This is a genomic window from Citrobacter sp. CF971 (genome assembly GCF_006385635.1).
Classification (GTDB): Bacteria; Pseudomonadota; Gammaproteobacteria; order Enterobacterales; family Enterobacteriaceae; genus Citrobacter; species Citrobacter freundii.
Genome location: NZ_CP041047.1, coordinates 182,830 through 204,308, shown reverse-complemented (window position 1 = coordinate 204,308; position 21,479 = coordinate 182,830). Strand labels below are relative to the sequence as shown.

Here is a 21,479-nt window from a genome sequence, read left to right as displayed (position 1 = left end):
TATCAAAGTAAATTACTGACGAGGACGGCTATGGCACTCACGATAAAAACAGAAACACTAAAAGCTACCACAAGCCCAACATTTGAGGCTTTACGTAATCGTTATAGCCACCGTAGTTCTGACGATGAGATTGCCGTCGATCCGCTATGTTTATCTCGGGATGATCTGAATGAACTTTTACAGGCATGTCGTGGTGATGGAGAGTCAAAAAATCGACGAGCTCTTGAATCGATCATCACTGCACTGGAAGGTGATTTCGATAAGCCTGTGAGCAGTTTTCCGGCATTCGGTCGTGTGTTACTACAGTATCTGAAGTCAAATCGAATTGATGGCTGGATATACCGACGCGGTCATGACGGCAACCTGTACCCCGGTCTTGTTACAGCAATAAAAGAAGTAAAATCAGAAAAAAACTCTGACCGTCCCCCATCACTATTGTTACAAATCAGCTGGTATGGGTTCGGCGAATATTCGCACTCCAAAAAGGTTTACGGAACCCAGCTTACCGCCCTGAATTTCGAGCCTAATGAGGTGGCGCGGCGCAGTGTCGCTAAGACACTGGCCGACCGTGATATCTACCATGAAACGCATGAGCTGAAACAAGAGTACCTGGAACAACTAACGCGGTTTAAGGAAGTGGTCGACGGGCAATTTGGCAATCAGTTTAAAGCAACCGGCAGGGCTGTCAGAATGGAATCGTATAGCTACAGCGACCGGAATCTGGAAATAGCAGGGCATAAACTGATACACGATTTGCCTGATAGTGAGTGCGATGCCTACGGTGCAGAAGTGGAGTCGCCTCTTTTTGAAGATGACCAGTTTGGCCTTTTACCCGAAATTCCTGTGCAGCGTTATTTTGATCTCTCGCTGCAAGACTTTATCTGGATACATGCCAATAACGTAGAACCATACAAGTATGATAAAGAACTGCCAAAAAAGATGGTTTTGCCGGAAGACCACCGTGATTTACTCGATATACTGACCACGGATATCAGCGCTTTCACCAGCGATATTGTTGAAGGGAAAAGCGCGGGTAACATCATCATGTGCGTGGGCTCACCCGGACTTGGGAAGACATTAACTGCTGAAGTGTATGCAGAGGTCATTGAACGGCCCCTGTACTCAATTCATGCTGGCGCACTGGGAACCAACGCCGATGACATTGAGAAAAATCTGCGGACGATTCTGACCCGGGCTAAACGCTGGAACTGTGTCCTGCTTCTGGACGAAGCCGATGTGTTTGTCATGCAGCGTGGAGCATCACTGACTCAAAATGCCATCGTTGCGGAGTTCCTCCGTACACTGGAGTATTTCGATGGGTTGATGTTCATGACAAGCAACCGGGGTAGTGACATCGATGAGGCTATCATACCAAGATGCGCTGCAATCATTCACTATGATGTGCCGGAGAAATCAGATGCCCAAAAGATCTGGAAGATTATGGGTGAGAACTTTGGCGTGAACATTCCTGATGAACTGGTCAGATCACTTGTAAACACTTACCCAGAACTTCCACCACGTGACATCAAGATGTTGCTACGGCTCACGTTGCGAATGAGCGTGAAAGAGCAGGGGAGTGGTAGCATCCCGACACTGGATATTGTGCGGAAATGCGCGATGTTTCGTGGGATAGAACGAAAGGGAAAAGAAAAAGCCCTGTGATAACGATGCCGGGTTCGCCCGGCATACAACCTGCTGGCCCAGCCCAAAGCAATCCGAGTTCTTCAGCAAAAGCAGCAGCGTGTCGGAAATAACTGTGTTATAACAATTCAGGTGATCATGATGAGAAGTTGATAACAATGTTTAAGCTAAGTCCCATAAGAAAAAAAACAAACAAGCTGCATAAACTCCTTAATAACGGCTATCGTTTCGTAATCATGCATGAAGATGAAATTATTGAACCCTTCCGCTACGAAATAGAAGCCAGACGAAAACTATTCTTTGGCAGAAAACTCCTTTCTATTTCCGACCTCATCGACTCAATAAACGATAGTGTAAAAACCCAAGCAAAACGCGCCCCTTAACTATTCGTCACCTGAATAACTCCAGCTATGATAAACATTATTATCAAGCTTAAAGGTGATACTTATGAAACCGTTTGGGATTTTCTATTCAGTAGAAGGCTGCACTTGTTCACTGTGCCGCTCGCGTGGCTATCGTAAAAACAATGCATACGATAGATCTCTTCGTGTAAGCAAACACCGCGCCCGTCAGCAGGCCAAGCGTGAAATCCGCTCCGCCGTATTCAGCATCGACAATTAAGAAAGGTTGATGATAAATAAGAAGAATAACGAGGATAACAAATGACTGATGAAAACCAAATAAAGGTGCTGTTTTGCATTCTGCGTCGTCGATTCGTGGATTATGTCCCTGAGTTTGAAAACTGTGTAGAAGAACGGGAAGTCATCAATGAAACGCCGAAGGGTTACCGTATGTCCGTCTCCTACGGCACATCAGTTTACCTGCACGCGGATTATGAGTTTTTCGAATCACGTCAGGCAGCGTATCAATGGTGCGCCCGCCGTGTGACCGCTAGCATTGAGAAGATGAAACAAAAAATGCAGGCGGCAGAAGCAACAAAAATAAAACTGATAGAAGCATCCGGGAACTGTGGCGAATAAGATGACACCACGTCAAATTATCCTCTCACATATTACAGCTGAGAAAGCACTCCCACGAGGAACGCTGATCTGGTTATTCTACGAGAATGCCGATGATTTAATCAGCCTGAATGAAGTGGGCGATAATCTTGAAAGGTGGCATCAACGAGTTGGGTCGCCTGAAGAAATTCAGGTGATACTGGATATGCCTGATGACGATTCAGAAGTCTGGCTATTCAGCCCAACAAAATTATTCTCCCCACGGGTAAAAACCCCCGTTCTGACAGCCAGAGATAGGGCAGTTGCTCGCTATGGCGTTTCTCGCGTTATGACGGCGGAGAAAGTTGTTTTTCTGTATTCAGGGTATCTTCTGCACCTCTATAGACAGGCATATGGTTTCACCGGCCCTGCGCCTGAAGTTCGGGTCAACTGGAGTGCCAAACATTCATGGGGCGGCAGGAGCTCAATCACTATTTCACCATCGTCCATTTATCCTGACAGTGATACACCGCGCTATCGCTACCATGAGTACGCACATATAGAGCAGCGTAAGGACATCGGAGCATTTTATTCAATCAATCAACTGGATCATATCAAAGGCGTAGTGGCACATGAGCTTGCGCACTTTTGCCAGCGCCACACTGGAAAAGATAATTTTAAATTTGGTTTTCCGGTACTCCCTGAAAAAGATTTCAGAACGGCTCATGGTGATGGGTGGCAGTTCTTGTATGCATTTTTCAGAACAGAATTAAATAAAAGAATTCAGCGATAACCCAAAAAAAGGCATAACCAATGTACCTTCTTTCCATTTTATTATTTACATTTGTTTATCTGTTATCCTTTAATTCTGTTATAGAGGAAAATAGAGACCGCTATTCCATACAGACTTTTGCAATAGTGATGATCACGATATTCCTGATATCAATGCCAGTAACAACAACTTTTGTGTCGTTGATGCTTGAAGAAAACCAGAGAGAGCATCGTGATTTGATTTCCTTCCTGCAAATCAATTCCGTTTGGTTCGCAGGAGCCGGGGGGCTGGTGGCTATCTTCTTGTCAGCCCTGACAATGGTTCGCCTGAAGCAAAAACGTATCCGTCACAAAACATCGAACCTTAACCTCATCGTTGTGGGCCTTTTCGCGGGCGTAGTCTCTTTTGCCAGCGCGTATAAGCATCTAGCTTTCTTCAGTGGGGATGATGCGGGAGTGTTTTTATATGAGGCTATACCAGCCATCGATGACATCGACTGTAACGCGCCAATACTCCTGGTGAAATGGGAACCTGACTCAAAGAAGCCAACTGCATGGCGATGCCCTACGGGCGTTGCATTCAATATCAATAGTCCTACTCCATTCCTACCTTGGGGTTCATATGAGGAAGGGGAGAGTTCAAAACTAAATGAAGTGATGACAATTTTGATGAAAAATGCGGTCAAAATCGAAAAACGTCGCCATCTTGATGTCATCATTACGAGCTAAGGCCTTGTAATCACTGGATTACAGGGCTTTTTTATGTACCCGAAAAAAAAGAGACATTTTGTCCCCAAATACGCTTCGTCACCTGTTTGGTGTGTGTTTAACTGGATTTACAGCAAGCAACGAACCTCGCGACACAATAACTAAAGCGGAGAAACACCATGAACACCGACGTTAAAGCTATCTTCGAACAAAGCCGTACCCTGGAAAATCTGGAAGGCGCTGCGGTACTGATGCGCAGCTTAGACAAAGCGCCATCATCACTCCGAGCACTGAGCGATTTCGTAACCAAAGCGCGTAAAAGCGGCAATACGGAACAGTTCGAAGAAGCCGATATCGGGCGTAACAACGTCTTTGCGGTGAGCCCGTACTGGTTGTTTGTGGAAGAGGGACTGAACCTCCGCGACGTAAATTATGACCGTGCGGTAATGTTCAAACACGCTTATCTGGAACGTCCTCAGTCAGTGCCTGTCATCCGCGTTAAACCAGTAGTAGTGGAAGGCGTAACCCGCCTGAAAATCATTGATGGCCACCACCGTTTTGCTGGCCTGATGATGGCGATTGCTGAGGGCGCGAGCTTCCAGAAAATCACCGTCGAGGAATTTGAAGGCGGCAAGGACGAAGAAGTCTACAACATGATCGAGAGCGCCAACTCCCTTCAGTTGAAGATGGTGGAACGCGCTGAAGGCTTCAAGCGCCTGATTGGCTGGGGTCACACCATTGAGTCGATTGCTCAGCGTCTGGGTGTCTCTCTGGTCACCGTTCGCCGCAGTATCGTGCTGGCAAACGCTGACTTCAGCATCAAGATGCTGGTGAAAGAAGATAAGGTATCTGGTGACGTTGCCGTTGACGTTATTAACGAATGTCAGGGTACTGACCGCGACCCGTATGAAGTCCTGATGGAATCCCTGAAAAAGGCAGAAGGAGCTGGGAAAACCCGCGTCACTGCCAAATTCGTGAGTTCCAAGAAAAAGACTGGCCTGAAACCGAAAGTTATCCGTAAAACCTTCGACAGCCTGTTGCCAACCCTGAGCCAGCTGCGCGACCAGATCCCGCCGCAGCCGGAAGGTGAGCATGAAAATCAGATCGAAATTACGGAAACCGTGCCGGAAGAAGTCGTCTTACGCCTGACTCCTGAAATGGCCCGTACTCTGATGGCTACCCTGGCTGAACTGGAATCAGCAAAACAGGCAGAAGATGCTGAAGCTAATGGTGACAACGACGGTGATAGTGCTGAAAACAACGGCGGTGCTGACGATGCGACTGATGCCGATACCGATGGCGCTAACCAGCAGAATGGTGAAACTGAAGAGACTCAGCTGCACCCGGTGTACTAAGGAAGGTGCGAACAAGTTCCTGATATGAGATCATCATATTCATCCGGAGCGCATCCCAGAGGGACATCATGAGCCATCAACTCACCTTCGCCGATAGTGAATTCAGCACTAAGCGCCGTCAGACCCGAAAAGAGATTTTCCTCTCCCGCATGGAGCAGATTCTGCCATGGCAGAATATGACCGCTGTCATCGAGCCGTTTTATCCCAAGGCGGGCAATGGCCGACGGCCCTATCCGCTGGAGACCATGCTGCGTATTCACTGCATGCAGCATTGGTACAACCTGAGCGACGGTGCCATGGAAGATGCCCTGTACGAAATCGCCTCCATGCGCCTGTTTGCCCGATTATCCCTGGATAGCGCCCTGCCGGATCGCACCACCATCATGAATTTCCGCCACCTGCTCGAGCAGCATCAACTGGCCCGTCAATTGTTCAAGACCATCAATCGCTGGCTGGCCGAAGCAGGCGTCATGATGACCCAAGGCACTTTGGTGGATGCCACCATCATTGAGGCACCCAGCTCTACCAGGAACAAAGAGCAGCAACGCGATCCGGAGATGCATCAGACCAAGAAAGGCAATCAGTGGCACTTTGGCATGAAGGCCCACATTGGTGTCGATGCCAAGAGTGGCCTGACCCACAGCCTGGTCACCACCGCGGCCAACGAGCATGACCTCAATCAGCTGGGTAATCTGCTTCATGGAGAGGAGCAATTTGTCTCAGCCGATGCCGGCTACCAAGGAGCGCCACAGCGCGAGGAGCTGGCCGAGGTGGATGTGGACTGGCTGATCGCCGAGCGTCCCGGCAGGGTAAAAACCTTGAAGCAGCATCCGCGCAAGAACAAAACGGCCATCAACATCGAATACATGAAAGCCAGCATCCGTGCCAGGGTGGAGCACCCGTTTCGCATCATCAAGCGGCAGTTCGGCTTCGTGAAAGCCAGATACAAGGGGCTGCTGAAAAACGATAACCAACTGGCGATGTTATTCACCCTGGCCAACCTGTTTCGGGTGGACCAAATGATACGTCAGTGGGAGAGATCTCAGTAAAAACCGGAAATAACGCCAGAAATGGTGGAAAAAATAGCCTAAATAGGCTGATTCGATGTGTTTGCGGGAAAAAAATCGGCCCAGATCCGCGAAATTTTAATCAGCGAGTCAGCTTGGGAAGAAATGACCTGCTTATTCGCACCTTCCTTAGCGCCAGTTGGATACTGGCTCGCACTAACAGCACACACCTTCGCAGGAAATACGCTATGAAAAATGTTGGTTTTATCGGTTGGCGCGGAATGGTCGGCTCCGTACTCATGCAACGCATGGTAGAAGAGCGCGACTTCGACGCCATTCGCCCGGTCTTCTTCTCTACTTCCCAGCTTGGTCAGGCAGCCCCGACGTTCGGCGGTAAGTCTACCGGTACGTTGCAGGACGCATTCGATCTGGAAGCACTGAAGGCCCTCGACATCATTGTCACCTGCCAGGGCGGCGATTATACCAACGAAATTTATCCAAAGCTTCGTGAAAGCGGTTGGCAGGGTTACTGGATCGATGCTGCTTCTTCCCTGCGTATGAAAGATGACGCCATCATTATTCTTGACCCGGTGAACCAGGCGGTGATTACCGACGGCCTGAACAAAGGCATCAAAACCTTCGTGGGCGGCAACTGTACTGTCAGCCTGATGCTGATGTCACTGGGCGGTCTGTTCGCCAACGATCTGGTGGAATGGGTTTCTGTGGCGACTTATCAGGCTGCTTCCGGCGGCGGTGCGCGTCATATGCGTGAATTGCTAGCGCAAATGGGGCAACTGCATGGTCACGTGGCGGCTGAGCTGGCAGACCCGGCTTCTGCCATCCTCGATATCGAACGTAAAGTTACCCAGCTCTCTCGCAGCGGCGAACTGCCCGTCGATAACTTCGGCGTGCCGCTGGCTGGTAGCCTGATCCCCTGGATCGACAAACAGCTGGATAACGGTCAAAGCCGTGAAGAGTGGAAAGGCCAGGCTGAAACCAACAAAATTCTCGCGACAACCACCACAATTCCGGTTGATGGCTTGTGTGTTCGCGTCGGTGCGCTGCGCTGCCACAGCCAGGCATTTACCATTAAATTGAAAAAAGATGTGTCTATTCCGACCATCGAAGAGCTGCTGGCGGCCCATAACCCATGGGCGAAAGTGGTGCCGAATGACCGTGAAATCACCATGCGTGAACTGACGCCAACTGCCGTAACAGGCACGCTGACCACCCCTGTAGGGCGTCTGCGTAAGCTGAATATGGGGTCGGACTTCCTCTCTGCATTTACCGTAGGGGACCAGCTCCTGTGGGGCGCAGCGGAGCCGCTACGCCGCGTATTACGCCAGCTCGCATAATCTTAATTTGTTTAAAAAGGGGTGCTTGTCACCCCTTTTTTTTGCGTATTAACGGAGTGTACGCAGATGTTGATATTTTTCTCGGGAGTCAGATAAAGCGTTGGCTATGCTTTAAGTGGGGTGTTTACGCATTCTGCCTGAAGGTAGGACGGAGCAGAGAGGATGCACATTATGTGCTGCGCCGTTCAGGTCAAAAAAAATGTCACAGCTGGGCGTATAACCTTGCCGGGAAAGGTGTGACATAAATAACAAGGATTAAACCATGTCTGTTTTTGTAGATAGAGACGTGATTAATGCGCTCATTGAAGGCCATTTTGCAGACCCCTTTTCCGTCCTCGGCATGCACCAGACGGAAGCCGGGCTGGAAGTCCGCGCATTATTACCTGACGCGACCGAGGTCTGGGTTATTGAACCCAAAACCGGGCGCAAAGTAGGCAATCTTGATTGCCTTGATTCACGCGGTTTCTTTAGTGGCGTTCTGCCGCGACGCAAAAACCCCTTTCGCTACCAGTTGGCCGTTATCTGGCATGGGCAGCAGAACCTTATCGACGATCCTTACCGCTTTGGTCCATTGATTCAGGATATGGACGCCTGGCTGCTTTCCGAAGGCACCCACCTGAGACCTTACGAAACGCTGGGCGCGCACGCAGATACAATGGACGGCGTGACCGGGACCCGCTTCTCTGTGTGGGCGCCAAATGCCCGCCGGGTTTCCGTCGTCGGGCAATTTAACTACTGGGATGGTCGCCGCCATCCCATGCGCCTGCGCCGTGAAAGCGGTATCTGGGAACTTTTCATTCCGGGTGCGCACAATGGGCAGCTCTATAAATTTGAGATGATTGATGCGCACGGCAAGCTGCGGATCAAATCTGACCCTTACGCTTTTGAAGCGCAGATGCGCCCGGAAACAGCATCCATGATTTGCGATCTGCCGGAAAAGATAGCGCAGACGCAAGAGCGTAAAAAGGCCAACGAATTTGATGCGCCCATCTCCATCTACGAGGTCCATCTGGGGTCATGGCGTCGTCACACGGACAATAATTTCTGGCTGAGCTACCGTGAGCTGGCGGACCAACTGGTGCCGTATGCAAAATGGATGGGCTTCACCCATCTGGAGTTGCTGCCCGTTAATGAGCATCCGTTTGACGGAAGCTGGGGTTATCAGCCAACGGGCCTCTATGCCCCGACGCGCCGTTTTGGCACGCGTGATGATTTTATCTACTTTATCAAAGCGGCTCATGCCGCTGGGTTGAATGTGATTCTGGACTGGGTACCAGGTCATTTCCCGTCCGATGACTTTGCTCTGGCCGAATTTGACGGCACCGCGCTCTATGAACACAGCGATCCGCGTGAAGGTTACCATCAGGACTGGAATACCCTGATTTATAACTATGGTCGCCGTGAAGTCAGCAACTATCTGGTGGGCAATGCGCTCTACTGGGTTGAGCGTTTTGGTATTGATGCCCTGCGCGTGGATGCCGTCGCCTCGATGATTTACCGCGATTACAGCCGTAAACAAGGCGAGTGGATCCCCAACGAATTTGGTGGGCGGGAAAATCTCGAAGCCATCGAGTTTTTGCGTAGCACCAACCGCATTCTTGGCGAGCAGGTTCCTGGCGCGGTGAGTATGGCGGAAGAGTCCACCGACTTTGCCGGCGTCTCGCGTCCGCCTTCGCTGGGCGGCCTGGGCTTCTGGTACAAGTGGAACCTCGGCTGGATGCACGACACCCTGGATTACATGAAGCTCGATCCGGTCTATCGCAAACATCATCACGACAAACTCACCTTTGGCATGCTCTACAACTACACGGAAAATTTCGTGTTGCCGCTGTCCCATGACGAAGTGGTGCATGGCAAGAAATCTATTCTTGACCGTATGCCCGGCGATGCGTGGCAGAAGTTTGCCAACCTGCGTGCTTACTACGCCTGGATGTGGGCTTTCCCTGGTAAAAAACTGCTGTTTATGGGTAACGAATTTGCGCAGGGGCGTGAGTGGAACCATGACAGTAGCCTCGACTGGCATCTGCTTGAAGGGGGCGATAACTGGCACCACGGCGTGCAGCGTCTGGTGCGGGATATGAACCACGTCTACCGTCATCACAAAGCGTTGCATGAGCTGGATTTTGACCCGTATGGCTTTGAATGGCTGGTGGTGGATGACCATGAAAACTCGGTGTTTGTCTTTGTGCGTCGCGATAAAGCCGGGAACGAAATTATTGTTGTCAGCAATTTCACCCCCGTACCGCGCCATAACTACCGCTTTGGTATCAACCAGCCGGGGCGCTGGCGTGAAGAATTAAATACGGATTCGATGCACTATCACGGCAGCAATACCGGCAATGGCGGTGGCGTGCACAGTGATGAAATCCCGATGAACGGCAGGGCGCAATCTCTCTCGGTGACGATTCCGCCGCTGGCAACCGTCTGGTTTGTGCGGGAGGGGTGATGACCAGGCTGACCGCAGGCAACGCGACGCCACTGGGAGCCCATGTGGAGGAAAATGGCGTGAATTTCACGCTATTTTCGGCACATGCGGAGCGAGTGGAGCTGTGCATTTTTGATGACGAAGGCAACGAACAGCGTTTTGACTTACCCGCCCGTAGCGGCGATGTCTGGCACGGTTTCCTGGCGAATGCGTTGCCCGGTACGCGTTATGGCTACCGTGTACACGGCCCGTGGGAACCTGGTCAGGGGCATCGCTTTAACCCGGCGAAGCTACTTCTCGATCCCTGTGCGCGCCGTGTCGAAGGTGATGTGAAAGACAGCCCATTGTTGCACGGCGGCTATGATTCTCCTGATCCACATGACAGCGCGGCCATCGCGCCAAAAAGCGTGGTCGTGGATGACACGTTTGACTGGGAGAATGATGCCGCGCCACGCACGCCATGGGGTAATACAGTCATCTATGAAGCGCATGTCAAAGGGTTGACGTATCTGCACCCGGATTTGCCCGCTGAGATTCGCGGTACCTATAAAGCCCTTGGTCATCCGGTAATGATCAACTACTTCAAAACGCTGGGTATCACCGCGCTTGAGCTGATGCCGGTGGCGCATTTTATCAGTGAGCCGCGCCTGCAACGTCTGGGTTTAAGTAACTACTGGGGCTATAACCCGCTGGCGCTCTTTGCGCTTGACCCGCGTTATGCCACCTCTCCCGAGTCGGCCATCAATGAGTTGCGTGATGCGGTTAAGTCACTGCATCAAAACGGTATTGAGGTCATCCTTGATATCGTGCTGAACCACAGCGCTGAAATTGACCTTGATGGGCCAACCCTCTCCCTGCGCGGAATTGATAACCGTAGCTATTATTGGATCAGGGATGACGGCGATTACGAAAACTGGACCGGTTGCGGCAATACGTTAAACCTGAGTCATCCAGGCGGCGTGGCTTATGCATATGCTTGCCTGAAATATTGGGTAGAGACTTTCCATATCGACGGCTTTCGTTTTGATTTGGCTACGATTATGGGCCGCACGCCGGCATTCAGCCAGCAGGCGCCGTTGTTTGAGGCAATCAAAAACTGTCCGTTGCTCTCCCAGGTGAAGCTTATCGCTGAGCCTTGGGATATCGGCTGGGGCGGTTACCAGGTGGGGAATTTTCCGCCGTTGTTTGCCGAATGGAATGATCATTTTCGTGATGCAACGCGCCGTTTCTGGCTGGAGCAGTCACTCTCGCCTGGGGAGTTTGCCGGGCGCTTTGCCGCATCCAGCGATATGTTCCGTCGCGAAGGGCGTCTGCCCCATGCGTCGGTCAATCTGGTGACGGCGCATGACGGGTTTACATTGCGTGATTGCGTGAGTTTCAACCATAAGCATAACGAAGCGAATGGTGAGGAAAATCGCGACGGTACTAACAACAACCACAGTAATAATCATGGTATAGAAGGGCTAAGTAGCAGTTTTGATGTAACAGAAAGGAGGCGAGCAAGCGTCCATGCCCTGTTAACAACACTGCTATTGTCCCAGGGAACACCAATGTTGCTGGCCGGTGACGAGCATGGTCATAGCCAGCACGGTAATAACAACGCTTACTGTCAGGACAACGCGTTGACCTGGCTTGACTGGCAACACGCTAACAGTGGGCTGATGGCATTTACCGCCGCGTTGATTCACCTCCGCCAGCGTATTCCCGCATTAACCCGGGGTGCATGGTGGGAAGAGGGGGATGGCAACGTGCGTTGGCTTAATAAGGAAGCGCAGCCTCTCAGTGTTGCGGAGTGGCAAAGCGGTGTCCACCGTCTGCAAATTCTGCTGTCCGATCGTGTACTGCTGGCGATTAACGGCACGCATGAAGTTGCAGAGATTGCGCTACCAGAAGGGGAATGGCGTGCTGTTCCTCCGTTTGCCGGTGAGGATAATCCGGTAGTGATGGCTGTCTGGCATGGGCCCGCGCACGGAGTGTGCGTCTTTGAAAGGTCATAAAAAAGGAGTTAGTCATGGTTAGATTAGATAAGAACGATCCCTTAATGTTAGCGCGCCAGCTGCCATTAAAATCTGTAGCCCTGATACTTGCGGGAGGGCGCGGGACCCGCCTTAAAGATTTGACAAAAAAACGCGCCAAACCCGCGGTTCACTTCGGCGGTAAGTTCCGTATTATCGATTTCGCATTATCCAACTGCATTAACTCCGGTATTCGTCGTATTGGTGTGATCACGCAGTATCAATCCCACACGCTGGTGCAGCATATTCAGCGTGGCTGGTCCTTCTTCAACGAAGAGATGAACGAATTTGTCGATCTGTTGCCTGCTCAGCAGCGTGTGCATGGCGAGAGCTGGTATCGCGGCACTGCCGATGCGGTTACGCAAAACCTCGACATCATTCGCCGTTATGGTGCGGAGTACATCGTCATTCTGGCCGGCGACCATATCTATAAGCAGGACTATTCACGCATGCTTATCGATCATGTCGAAAAAGGTGCGCGTTGCACCGTGGCTTGTCTGCCGGTGCCCATTGAAGAGGCAAGTGCGTTTGGCGTCATGGCGGTGGATGAAAACGACAAAGTTATTGAGTTTGTCGAAAAACCCGCCAACCCGCCTTCAATGCCGAATGACAGCACAAAATCGCTCGCCAGCATGGGAATTTATGTTTTCGACGCTGAGTACCTTTATGAGTTGCTCGAAGAAGACGACAAGAATGAAAATTCCAGTCACGATTTCGGCAAAGATATCATCCCGCTGATAACCAAGTCTGGCATGGCTTATGCACATCCCTTCCCACTGTCCTGTGTGCATTCGGACCCTGAATCAGAACCCTACTGGCGTGACGTAGGAACCCTCGAAGCGTACTGGAAAGCAAACCTCGATCTCGCATCAGTTGTACCTGAACTGGACATGTATGACCGTAACTGGCCAATACGTACCTATAATGAATCTTTACCACCGGCGAAATTTGTTCAGGACAGATCGGGAAGTCACGGTATGACGCTGAACTCACTGGTTTCCGGTGGATGTGTGATATCCGGATCGGTAGTGGTGCAATCGGTATTGTTCTCACGGGTGCGTGTGAACTCGTTCTGCAATATCGACTCTGCGGTTCTTTTACCGGAGGTCTGGGTCGGACGCTCCTGTCGCTTGCGGCGTTGCGTTATTGACCGGGCCTGTGTCATCCCGGAAGGGACGATCATTGGTGAAAATGCCGAAGAAGACGCCCGTCGGTTCTACCGCTCCGAAGAGGGGATTGTACTGGTGACGCGCGAAATGCTGCGTAAGTTGCAACAAGAGTAACAGCATCGAGATAACCTTGCGCGGAAGGGGTCCGCGCGCTGTTTTTCCCGCTAGCGCCCGCTAAGTGTTAGCGGTTTTGACAGGAGCGATAATGCAGGTTTTACATGTATGTTCTGAGATGTTTCCGTTGCTGAAGACCGGTGGTCTGGCTGATGTTATTGGCGCATTGCCTGCGGCGCAAATTGCCGATGGCGTTGATACGCGCGTTTTGCTGCCTGCATTCCCGGATGTTCGTCGCGGTGTGACTGACGCTCAAGTGGTCACCCGGCGGGATACATTCGCTGGTCGTATTTCATTGCTGTTCGGACATTTCAACGGGGTGGGGATCTACTTAATCGATGCGCCGCATCTTTACGATCGTCCCGGGAGCCCGTACCACGATACTAATCTTTTTGCTTATACCGACAACGTACTGCGTTTCGCCTTGCTTGGCTGGGTTGGCGCTGAGATGGCCAGCGGGCTGGACCCGTTCTGGCGACCCGATATTGTCCATGCCCATGACTGGCATGCAGGGTTGGCGCCCGCTTATCTGGCGGCGAAGGGGCGCCCGGCAAAGTCGGTGTTCACGGTACATAACCTGGCTTATCAGGGGATGTATTACGCACAACATATGAGTGAAATACAGCTGCCATCGTCGTTCTTTAATATGCATGGGCTGGAATTCAACGGACAGATCTCTTTCCTGAAAGCGGGGCTGTATTACGCGGATCATATTACGGCGGTCAGCCCGACGTATGCGCGCGAAATTACCGAGCCGCAGTTTGCCTATGGCATGGAGGGTTTGCTGCGTCAGCGGCAGGTTGAAGGACGTCTGTCCGGTATTCTGAACGGCGTGGATGAAAAAATTTGGGATCCGGCAACAGACCTGCTGCTCTCTTCACGTTATACGCGGGATACGCTGGAGGAAAAGGCGGAGAACAAACGCCAGCTACAGATCGCTATGGGGCTGAAAGTGAACGACAAAGCCCCGCTTTTCGCGGTGGTGAGTCGCTTAACCAGCCAGAAAGGGTTGGATTTGGTGCTGGAGGCATTACCCGGTTTGCTGGAGCAAGGCGGGCAACTGGCGCTACTTGGCGCGGGCGATCCGGTTCTGCAGGAGGGTTTCCTTGCGGCGGCCGCTGAGCATCCAGGGCAAGTCGGCGTGCAAATTGGGTATCACGAGGCGTTTTCGCATCGCATTATGGGCGGGGCAGATGTCATTCTGGTTCCGAGCCGTTTTGAGCCGTGTGGGTTAACGCAACTTTATGGATTGAAGTACGGCACGTTGCCGTTAGTTCGTCGCACGGGCGGGCTGGCGGATACCGTGACCGATAGCTCATTGGAGAATTTGGCAGATGGAATCGCCAGTGGTTTTGTATTTGAAGACAGTAATGCCTGGTCGCTGCTTCGCGCGATTCGGCGTGCTTTCGTGTTGTGGTCCCGTCCCTCTCTCTGGCGCTTTGTTCAGCGTCAGGCGATGGGCATGGATTTTAGCTGGCAGGTCGCCGCGCAATCCTATCGCGATCTTTACTATCGGTTGAAATAGTTTTCCAGGAATCACTTGTATGAATGCACCTTTTACATATGCATCACCCACACTGAGCATCGAAGCGTTAAAACATTCGATTGCCTACAAGCTGATGTTTACCATTGGTAAAGATCCTGTCATCGCCAACAAACATGAGTGGTTGAACGCCACATTGTTTGCGGTGCGCGATCGCCTGGTAGAACGCTGGTTACGCTCCAACCGTGCGCAGCTCTCTCAGGAAATGCGCCAGGTATACTACCTGTCGATGGAGTTTTTGATTGGCCGCACCCTATCCAATGCGCTGTTGTCGTTAGGTATTTATGACGATGTCAAAAATGCTCTGGAAGAGATGGGGCTGGATCTGGAAGAGCTGATCGACGAAGAAAATGACCCCGGCCTCGGCAACGGCGGTCTGGGCCGTCTGGCGGCCTGTTTCCTCGACTCTCTGGCGACACTGGGCTTACCGGGCCGGGGTTACGGTATTCGCTATGACTACGGCATGTTCAAGCAGAACATTGTCGATGGACGGCAAAAAGAGTCCCCGGACTACTGGCTGGAATACGGTAACCCATGGGAATTCAAACGCCATAACACGCGCTATAAAGTGCGTTTTGGCGGCCGTGTGCAGCAGGAAGGTAAAAAGTCCAATTGGCTGGAAACCGAAGAGATTTTGGCCGTGGCCTACGACCAAATTATTCCAGGCTACGATACCGACGCAACGAATACCCTGCGTTTGTGGAATGCGCAGGCGAGTAGCGAGATCAATCTGGGTAAATTTAACCAGGGCGATTATTTTGCGGCGGTGGAAGATAAAAACCACTCCGAAAACGTATCTCGCGTGCTCTATCCGGATGACTCGACCTATTCAGGCCGGGAATTGCGCCTTCGTCAGGAGTACTTCCTGGTGTCGGCAACCGTGCAGGATATTTTGAGCCGTCATTATCAGCTACACAAAACTTATAACAATCTGGCGGAGAAAACCGCGATTCACCTGAATGACACCCATCCGGTGTTGTCGATTCCCGAATTAATGCGTCTGCTGATTGATGAACATAAATTCTCATGGGATGAAGCGTTCGAGGTGACCTGCCAGGTGTTCTCATACACCAACCATACGCTGATGAGCGAAGCGCTGGAAACCTGGCCGATAGAGATGCTCGGTAAGATCCTGCCGCGCCACCTGCAAATCATCTTCGAAATTAATGATTACTTCCTGAAAACCATTCAGGAACAGTACCCTAACGATATTGACTTGCTCAGTCGCGTGTCGATTATCGATGAATCGAACGGGCGTCGCGTGCGCATGGCATGGCTGGCCGTGGTGGTGAACCATAAAGTGAATGGCGTGTCTGAATTGCATTCAAACTTGATGGTGCAGTCCCTGTTTGCCGATTTCGCCAAAATTTTCCCCATGCGCTTTACTAACGTGACCAACGGTGTAACACCGCGTCGCTGGCTGGCACTGGCGAATCCGTCATTGTCTGGTGTGCTTGATGAGCATATTGGTCGCACCTGGCGTACCGATTTGAGCCAGCTCAGTGAGCTGGAGCAGCATATCGACTACCCGTTGGTGAATCAGGCGATTCGTCATGCCAAGCTGGAGAACAAAAAGCGCCTGGCGGCAGTCATAGGTCAGCAGCTTAATGTGGTGGTCAACCCGAAAGCGCTTTTTGATGTGCAAATCAAACGTATCCACGAATACAAGCGGCAACTGATGAATGTGTTGCACGTGATCACCCGCTACAACCGTATCAAAGCGGATCCGACAGCGGAGTGGGTACCGCGCGTTAATATCTTCGCCGGTAAAGCGGCCTCAGCGTACTACATGGCGAAGCACATCATTCATCTTATCAATGATGTGGCGGCGGTGATCAACAACGATCCACAGATTGGCGATAAGCTGAAAGTGGTCTTTATTCCTAACTACAGCGTAAGTCTCGCGCAGGTGATCATCCCGGCGGCAGATCTTTCTGAGCAGATTTCTCTGGCAGGGACGGAAGCATCCGGCACCAGTAACATGAAGTTTGCCCTGAACGGCGCGTTGACTATCGGTACGCTGGACGGCGCGAACGTGGAAATGCTCGAACATGTGGGGGCAGAGAACATCTTCATTTTTGGTAATACTGCGGAAGAGGTGGAAGCGCTGCGTCGTAAAGGCTATTCACCACGTGAATATTACGAAAAAGATGAGGAGCTGCATCAGGTGCTGACGCAAATCGCGACTGGCCTGTTCAATCCGCAGGATCCAGGCCGTTACCGTGACCTTGTGGACTCGCTGATTAACTTTGGCGACCATTATCAGGTGCTGGCCGATTACCGCAGCTACGTTGATTGCCAGGATAAGGTAGACGAACTCTATCTCACTCCTGAAGAGTGGACCACGAAGGCGATGCACAACATTGCCAATATGGGCTATTTCTCATCTGACAGAACGATTCAGGAATACGCCGAGCAGATCTGGCATATCGATCCGGTACGCCTGTAAGTCACTTTTGCTTTTGACATAAATACCGCACGGAGCCTCAGGGCTCCGTTTTTTTTCAGAAGATGAAAGGGATAAACCCTCCTGTCTGGTCTCTGTAGTGAGTCGACAAACAAGGATAAGGCGGCAGGGGATAGGTGCGGATGAGGGGAAGACTGTTTATGTTGAGGCACTGTGGGCTTTCATTGTAAGCCCCCGCTGCCGCGTCATAAAACCCCCGCTGAGCATCTCTCAGCGGGGGCACGATTACGAGGCCAGCGAGAGTTCTGCTTTGCTGTGGCGAGCCAGCCACTGGGCTACGCGGGACTGCTCGTCGGCATTGAGCCACATGCCCAGTTTGGTACGACGCCAGATGGCATCATCCAGACGGCGCACCCACTCATGCTCAACCAGGTAGCGCAGCTCGGCTTCGTACAGCTCGTGCCCGAAGTTTTCACCCAGGTCCTCGATGCTACTGGCTCCGGCCAGAATCAACTCGGTATTGCTGCCATAGGTCCGTGCGTAATGGCGAGCCAGCGATTCGCTAATGAACGGGTAACGGCGACGCAGTTTTGCAGCGTAATCATCACGATAGCCCGCCAGTTCACCGCCGGGTAACACACAGTTTTTGGTCCATGCGGGGCCGATACCTTCATAATAGGAGGCCAGTTTTTCCATCGCATGTTCAGCCAGCTTACGGTAGGTCGTGAGTTTGCCACCAAAGACGGAAAGCAGCGGCGCTTTGCCGTCCTGATCGTGAATATCCAGCGTGTAGTCGCGGGTGATTGCCTGCGGAGAATCCGACTCATCGTCACACAGCGGGCGCACACCGGAGTAAGTCCAGACAATGTCATTGCGCGTCAGTTGCTTTTTAAAGTGCGCGTTATAGACCTTCAACAGGTAATTCACTTCACTTTCGTCGATTTCGACGTTTTTCGGGTCGCCTTTATATTCCACATCGGTGGTGCCGATGATAGAAAACTCATCCATCCACGGAATCACGAAGACGATACGTTTATCTTCGTTTTGCAGAATATACGCCTGCTTTTGTGAATGAACGCGCGGTACCACGATATGGCTGCCTTTAATCAGGCGAATACCATACGGAGACGGCAAATGCATCCCGTCATCAAAGAACTGCTTAACCCATGGGCCGGTGGCATTGACCAGACCGCGTGCTTGCCAGCTAAATTTTTCCCCGGTGTCGATATCTTCCGCTTCAACAATCCACAGTCCGTTTTCACGTTTTGCTGAGATGGCGCGGGTGCGGGTGCGCACTTCACCGCCTTTTTTGACAACCATCTGCGCATTCGCCAGTACCAGACGGGCATCATCGACCCAGCAGTCAGAATATTCGAAACCGCGCACGATTTCAGGTTTGAGGACCGATTCTGAGCCAAAACGCAAACTTTGCGATCCGGGTAAACTGGTGCGTTTCCCCAGATTATCGTACATAAAAAGACCTATGCGGATCATCCACGCCGGACGTAAATGGGGGCGATGCGGCAAGCGGAAGCGCATCGGGAAGGCAATGTGCGGTGCCATTTTCAGCAGCACTTCACGCTCGGCCAGCGCCTCGCTAACCAGACGAAATTCATAGTGTTCAAGGTAGCGCAGGCCACCGTGAATTAATTTTGAGCTGGCGCTGGAGGTCGCGCAAGCTAAGTCCTGGGCTTCCAGCATCAGCACGGATAAACCTCGCCCGGCGGCGTCCGCCGCAATACCGGCACCGTTGATGCCCCCGCCAATAACGATAAGATCTTTGGTTTCCATGCTGCCCTCACGCGCTTTCGTTAAAGCTCACAAATGTTCGATATCGCTCATAATAGCAAAAGATCGCGCTTTTGGTAACATCAGAAAAACAATTTAGAGTGATATACATAACATAATGGTGTTTCTCCACCTGGAGGACGTACACTAAGCGGTAAACTTATGCAGCCTGCTTTTTCCGCCCTGATGTATACGGGAAGAAGCAGGCGTACCACCTGTCATACGTAAAAGAAAAGAGATCAGAATGGATCATTTTGTCTGTATTAATGTTGAAGAGGCCCACCAGAAACTGCAGCTTAAGCAGGCGGTTCTGGTCGATATTCGTGACCCGCAAAGCTATGCGATTGGCCATACGCCGGGCGCTTTTCATTTAACAAACGATACGCTCGGGGCGTTTATGCGTGAAACCGACTTCGATACCCCGGTCATGGTGATGTGCTACCACGGCAATAGCAGTAAAGGTGCGGCACAATACCTGCTCCAGCAAGGCTATGATTCGGTATTCAGCGTCGATGGTGGCTTTGATGCCTGGCACCGTCACTTTCCAGCGGAAGTCACGCAGGGATCCCTTTAGAGAGTGATGAATCTGCCGCTATACTGTGCTCTTTTCCGGAGACAAAGCGACCGCCAGCCATGTTGATGATTACATCATTTACCAACCCGCGCGTCGCCCAGGCGTTTGTCGATTACATGCAAACACAGGGCGTCATTCTTACGATTCAACACCACTCGCAAAGCGATATCTGGCTGGCGGACGAAAGCCAGGCTGAGCGCGTGAAAGCTGAACTGGCGCGTTTTCTGGAAAATCCCACCGATCCACGTTATCTCGCCGCAAGCTGGCAATCCGGAGAGACAGGCAGCGGTTTGCACTACCGTGGATTTTCTCTGCGCACGGCGCTACGGGAGCGCGGTGGGCCGATTACCCTCTCTGTCTTCGCGGCTTGCGTGCTGGTCTTTATCCTGATGAGTATGTCTGACGATCAGACCGTGATGGTCTGGCTTGCCTGGCCCTATGACGCCTCGCTGAAATTTGAAGCCTGGCGCTACTTTAGCCATGCGCTAATGCACTTTTCGCTGGTTCATATCATCTTTAACCTGTTCTGGTGGTGGTATCTTGGCGGAGCCGTTGAAAAACGTCTGGGAAGCGGCAAGCTGGTGGTGATCACGCTTATCAGCGCGTTACTGAGCGGCTTTTTACAGTACAAACTGACGGGCCCCTGGTTTGGTGGTCTGTCAGGTGTGGTCTATGCATTGATTGGTTATGTGTGGCTACGGGGTGAGCGAGACCCGGAACGCCCGGTCTGGCTGCCCCGTGGACTGGTTATTTTTACGGTCGTGTTACTGGTTGCTGACTGGTTTGGCATCTCAGCAGTGGATACGGCTATCGGCGCCCACACCGGCGGGCTGGTGATTGGCCTTGCGATGGCGCTGGTAGATACATTGAATGCGCGAAAACGAACATAATTATCCAGAGACATTTCATGAAACAAACACAACGTCATGACGCGATCATTGAACTGGTTAAACTGCAGGGATATGTCAGCACGGAAGAACTGGTAGAGCAATTCTCGGTAAGTCCGCAGACGATTCGCCGCGATCTGAACGATCTGGCTGATCAAAACAAAATCCTGCGCCACCACGGGGGGGCTGCGCTACCTTCCAGCTCCGTCAACACCTCCTGGCATGACCGTAAGGCAACGCAAACGGCGGAGAAAGAACGGATTGCCCGTAAAGTGGCCAGCCAGATCCCGAACGGCGCAACGTTGTTTATTGATATTGGAACTACCCCGGAAGCCGTGGCGCACGCGCTGCTCGATCATAGCGATTTACGCGTGGTGACTAACAATCTCAATGTGGCAAATACGCTGCTGAAAAAAGAAGATTTCCGCGTCATCCTCGCGGGCGGCGAATTGCGTAGCCGTGACGGCGGCATTGTCGGCGAAGCTACGCTGGACTTTATCTCTCAGTTCCGTCTGGACTTTGGCATTCTTGGTATCAGTGGCATTGACGCTGATGGTTCGCTGCTTGAGTTTGACTATCATGAAGTCCGCACCAAACGGGCGATCATTGAAAACTCCCGCCATGCGATGTTGGTGGTGGATCACTCGAAGTTTGGACGTAACGCGATGGTTAATATGGGCAGTATCAGCATGGTGAATGCAGTGTACACCGATACTATGCCACCTGCGGGCGTCATGCAGGTGATCACCAGTAATAACATCCAGTTAGAGTTATGCTGAGAG

At 51.7% G+C, this 21,479-nt stretch carries 17 protein-coding genes; 16 read left to right on the top strand and 1 reads right to left on the bottom strand.

The window, feature by feature from the left end:
- The first annotated feature begins 30 nt into the window (after positions 1–30).
- The 13 genes from E6P06_RS01225 to glgP all read left to right on the top strand — a co-directional run bounded on the left by E6P06_RS01225 (position 31) and on the right by glgP (position 17,490).
- Entirely contained in the window at positions 31–1,662 is a 1,632-nt protein-coding gene (locus E6P06_RS01225; protein WP_008786582.1) for an ATP-binding protein, read from the top strand.
- Positions 1,663–2,088: 426 nt separating this feature from the next.
- On the top strand, positions 2,089–2,262 hold the full coding sequence (locus E6P06_RS27540) for a hypothetical protein (protein ID WP_009653096.1): 174 nt from the start codon (positions 2,089–2,091) through the stop codon (positions 2,260–2,262).
- A 41-nt stretch (positions 2,263–2,303) separates the two neighbouring features.
- The gene (locus E6P06_RS01215; RefSeq protein ID WP_007372316.1) at positions 2,304–2,621 is read left to right on the top strand and encodes a hypothetical protein; all 318 of its coding nucleotides are present in this window, start codon (positions 2,304–2,306) and stop codon (positions 2,619–2,621) included.
- Between the two features lies 1 nt (position 2,622).
- On the top strand, positions 2,623–3,372 hold the full coding sequence (locus E6P06_RS01210) for a hypothetical protein (RefSeq protein WP_007372317.1): 750 nt from the start codon (positions 2,623–2,625) through the stop codon (positions 3,370–3,372).
- Positions 3,373–3,392: 20 nt separating this feature from the next.
- Positions 3,393–4,079 carry a hypothetical protein gene (locus E6P06_RS01205; protein WP_016241554.1) on the top strand — a complete coding sequence of 229 codons (687 nt, stop codon included), beginning with the start codon at positions 3,393–3,395 and terminating at the stop codon, positions 4,077–4,079.
- Between the two features lie 158 nt (positions 4,080–4,237).
- A complete protein-coding gene (locus E6P06_RS01200) occupies positions 4,238–5,413 on the top strand; it encodes a ParB/RepB/Spo0J family partition protein (RefSeq protein WP_007372318.1) in 1,176 nt (391 codons plus the stop codon).
- 68 nt (positions 5,414–5,481) lie between these two features.
- Positions 5,482–6,462: an IS5-like element ISKpn26 family transposase gene (locus E6P06_RS01195; RefSeq protein ID WP_016156491.1), complete on the top strand. Its 981-nt coding sequence runs from the start codon at positions 5,482–5,484 to the stop codon at positions 6,460–6,462.
- Between the two features lie 206 nt (positions 6,463–6,668).
- On the top strand, positions 6,669–7,775 hold the full coding sequence (asd, locus tag E6P06_RS01190) for an aspartate-semialdehyde dehydrogenase (protein WP_106672547.1): 1,107 nt from the start codon (positions 6,669–6,671) through the stop codon (positions 7,773–7,775).
- Between the two features lie 262 nt (positions 7,776–8,037).
- On the top strand, positions 8,038–10,221 hold the full coding sequence (glgB, locus tag E6P06_RS01185; protein WP_047372803.1) for a 1,4-alpha-glucan branching enzyme: 2,184 nt from the start codon (positions 8,038–8,040) through the stop codon (positions 10,219–10,221).
- Positions 10,221–12,197, top strand: a complete 1,977-nt coding sequence (glgX, locus tag E6P06_RS01180) for a glycogen debranching protein GlgX (protein ID WP_106672546.1) — start codon at positions 10,221–10,223, stop codon at positions 12,195–12,197. Before glgB ends, glgX begins: the two co-directional genes overlap by 1 nt.
- A gap of 14 nt (positions 12,198–12,211) precedes the next feature.
- The gene (gene glgC, locus E6P06_RS01175) at positions 12,212–13,498 is read left to right on the top strand and encodes a glucose-1-phosphate adenylyltransferase (RefSeq protein WP_085006299.1); all 1,287 of its coding nucleotides are present in this window, start codon (positions 12,212–12,214) and stop codon (positions 13,496–13,498) included.
- 91 nt (positions 13,499–13,589) lie between these two features.
- A complete protein-coding gene (gene glgA / locus E6P06_RS01170) occupies positions 13,590–15,023 on the top strand; it encodes a glycogen synthase GlgA (protein ID WP_047372806.1) in 1,434 nt (477 codons plus the stop codon).
- Between the two features lie 19 nt (positions 15,024–15,042).
- On the top strand, positions 15,043–17,490 hold the full coding sequence (glgP, locus tag E6P06_RS01165; RefSeq protein WP_106672544.1) for a glycogen phosphorylase: 2,448 nt from the start codon (positions 15,043–15,045) through the stop codon (positions 17,488–17,490).
- 243 nt (positions 17,491–17,733) lie between these two features.
- Here glgP and glpD read toward each other — a convergent pair whose 3' ends face one another.
- Positions 17,734–19,239 (bottom strand): glycerol-3-phosphate dehydrogenase, encoded by a 1,506-nt coding sequence (gene glpD, locus E6P06_RS01160; protein WP_139934924.1) that lies wholly within the window; start codon positions 19,237–19,239, stop codon positions 17,734–17,736.
- Positions 19,240–19,480: 241 nt separating this feature from the next.
- On the opposite strand from glpD, the gene glpE reads away from it, so the two are divergent.
- The 3 genes from glpE to E6P06_RS01145 are packed head-to-tail and all read left to right on the top strand — an operon-like array spanning position 19,481 to position 21,476.
- The gene (gene glpE / locus E6P06_RS01155) at positions 19,481–19,810 is read left to right on the top strand and encodes a thiosulfate sulfurtransferase GlpE (protein ID WP_047372809.1); all 330 of its coding nucleotides are present in this window, start codon (positions 19,481–19,483) and stop codon (positions 19,808–19,810) included.
- 59 nt (positions 19,811–19,869) lie between these two features.
- The gene (gene glpG / locus E6P06_RS01150) at positions 19,870–20,700 is read left to right on the top strand and encodes a rhomboid family intramembrane serine protease GlpG (protein WP_106672543.1); all 831 of its coding nucleotides are present in this window, start codon (positions 19,870–19,872) and stop codon (positions 20,698–20,700) included.
- Positions 20,701–20,717: 17 nt separating this feature from the next.
- Entirely contained in the window at positions 20,718–21,476 is a 759-nt protein-coding gene (locus tag E6P06_RS01145) for a DeoR/GlpR family transcriptional regulator (protein ID WP_047372811.1), read from the top strand.
- Positions 21,477–21,479 lie beyond the last annotated feature (3 nt).

Coding starts and splice junctions, on each gene's coding strand:
- E6P06_RS01225 (WP_008786582.1), top strand. CDS start 31: ATGGCACTCACGATAAAAACAGAAACACTAAAAGCTACCACAAGCCCA.
- E6P06_RS27540 (WP_009653096.1), top strand. CDS start 2,089: ATGAAACCGTTTGGGATTTTCTATTCAGTAGAAGGCTGCACTTGTTCA.
- E6P06_RS01215 (WP_007372316.1), top strand. CDS start 2,304: ATGACTGATGAAAACCAAATAAAGGTGCTGTTTTGCATTCTGCGTCGT.
- E6P06_RS01210 (WP_007372317.1), top strand. CDS start 2,623: ATGACACCACGTCAAATTATCCTCTCACATATTACAGCTGAGAAAGCA.
- E6P06_RS01205 (WP_016241554.1), top strand. CDS start 3,393: ATGTACCTTCTTTCCATTTTATTATTTACATTTGTTTATCTGTTATCC.
- E6P06_RS01200 (WP_007372318.1), top strand. CDS start 4,238: ATGAACACCGACGTTAAAGCTATCTTCGAACAAAGCCGTACCCTGGAA.
- E6P06_RS01195 (WP_016156491.1), top strand. CDS start 5,482: ATGAGCCATCAACTCACCTTCGCCGATAGTGAATTCAGCACTAAGCGC.
- asd (WP_106672547.1), top strand. CDS start 6,669: ATGAAAAATGTTGGTTTTATCGGTTGGCGCGGAATGGTCGGCTCCGTA.
- glgB (WP_047372803.1), top strand. CDS start 8,038: ATGTCTGTTTTTGTAGATAGAGACGTGATTAATGCGCTCATTGAAGGC.
- glgX (WP_106672546.1), top strand. CDS start 10,221: ATGACCAGGCTGACCGCAGGCAACGCGACGCCACTGGGAGCCCATGTG.
- glgC (WP_085006299.1), top strand. CDS start 12,212: ATGGTTAGATTAGATAAGAACGATCCCTTAATGTTAGCGCGCCAGCTG.
- glgA (WP_047372806.1), top strand. CDS start 13,590: ATGCAGGTTTTACATGTATGTTCTGAGATGTTTCCGTTGCTGAAGACC.
- glgP (WP_106672544.1), top strand. CDS start 15,043: ATGAATGCACCTTTTACATATGCATCACCCACACTGAGCATCGAAGCG.
- glpD (WP_139934924.1), bottom strand. CDS start 19,239: ATGGAAACCAAAGATCTTATCGTTATTGGCGGGGGCATCAACGGTGCC.
- glpE (WP_047372809.1), top strand. CDS start 19,481: ATGGATCATTTTGTCTGTATTAATGTTGAAGAGGCCCACCAGAAACTG.
- glpG (WP_106672543.1), top strand. CDS start 19,870: ATGTTGATGATTACATCATTTACCAACCCGCGCGTCGCCCAGGCGTTT.
- E6P06_RS01145 (WP_047372811.1), top strand. CDS start 20,718: ATGAAACAAACACAACGTCATGACGCGATCATTGAACTGGTTAAACTG.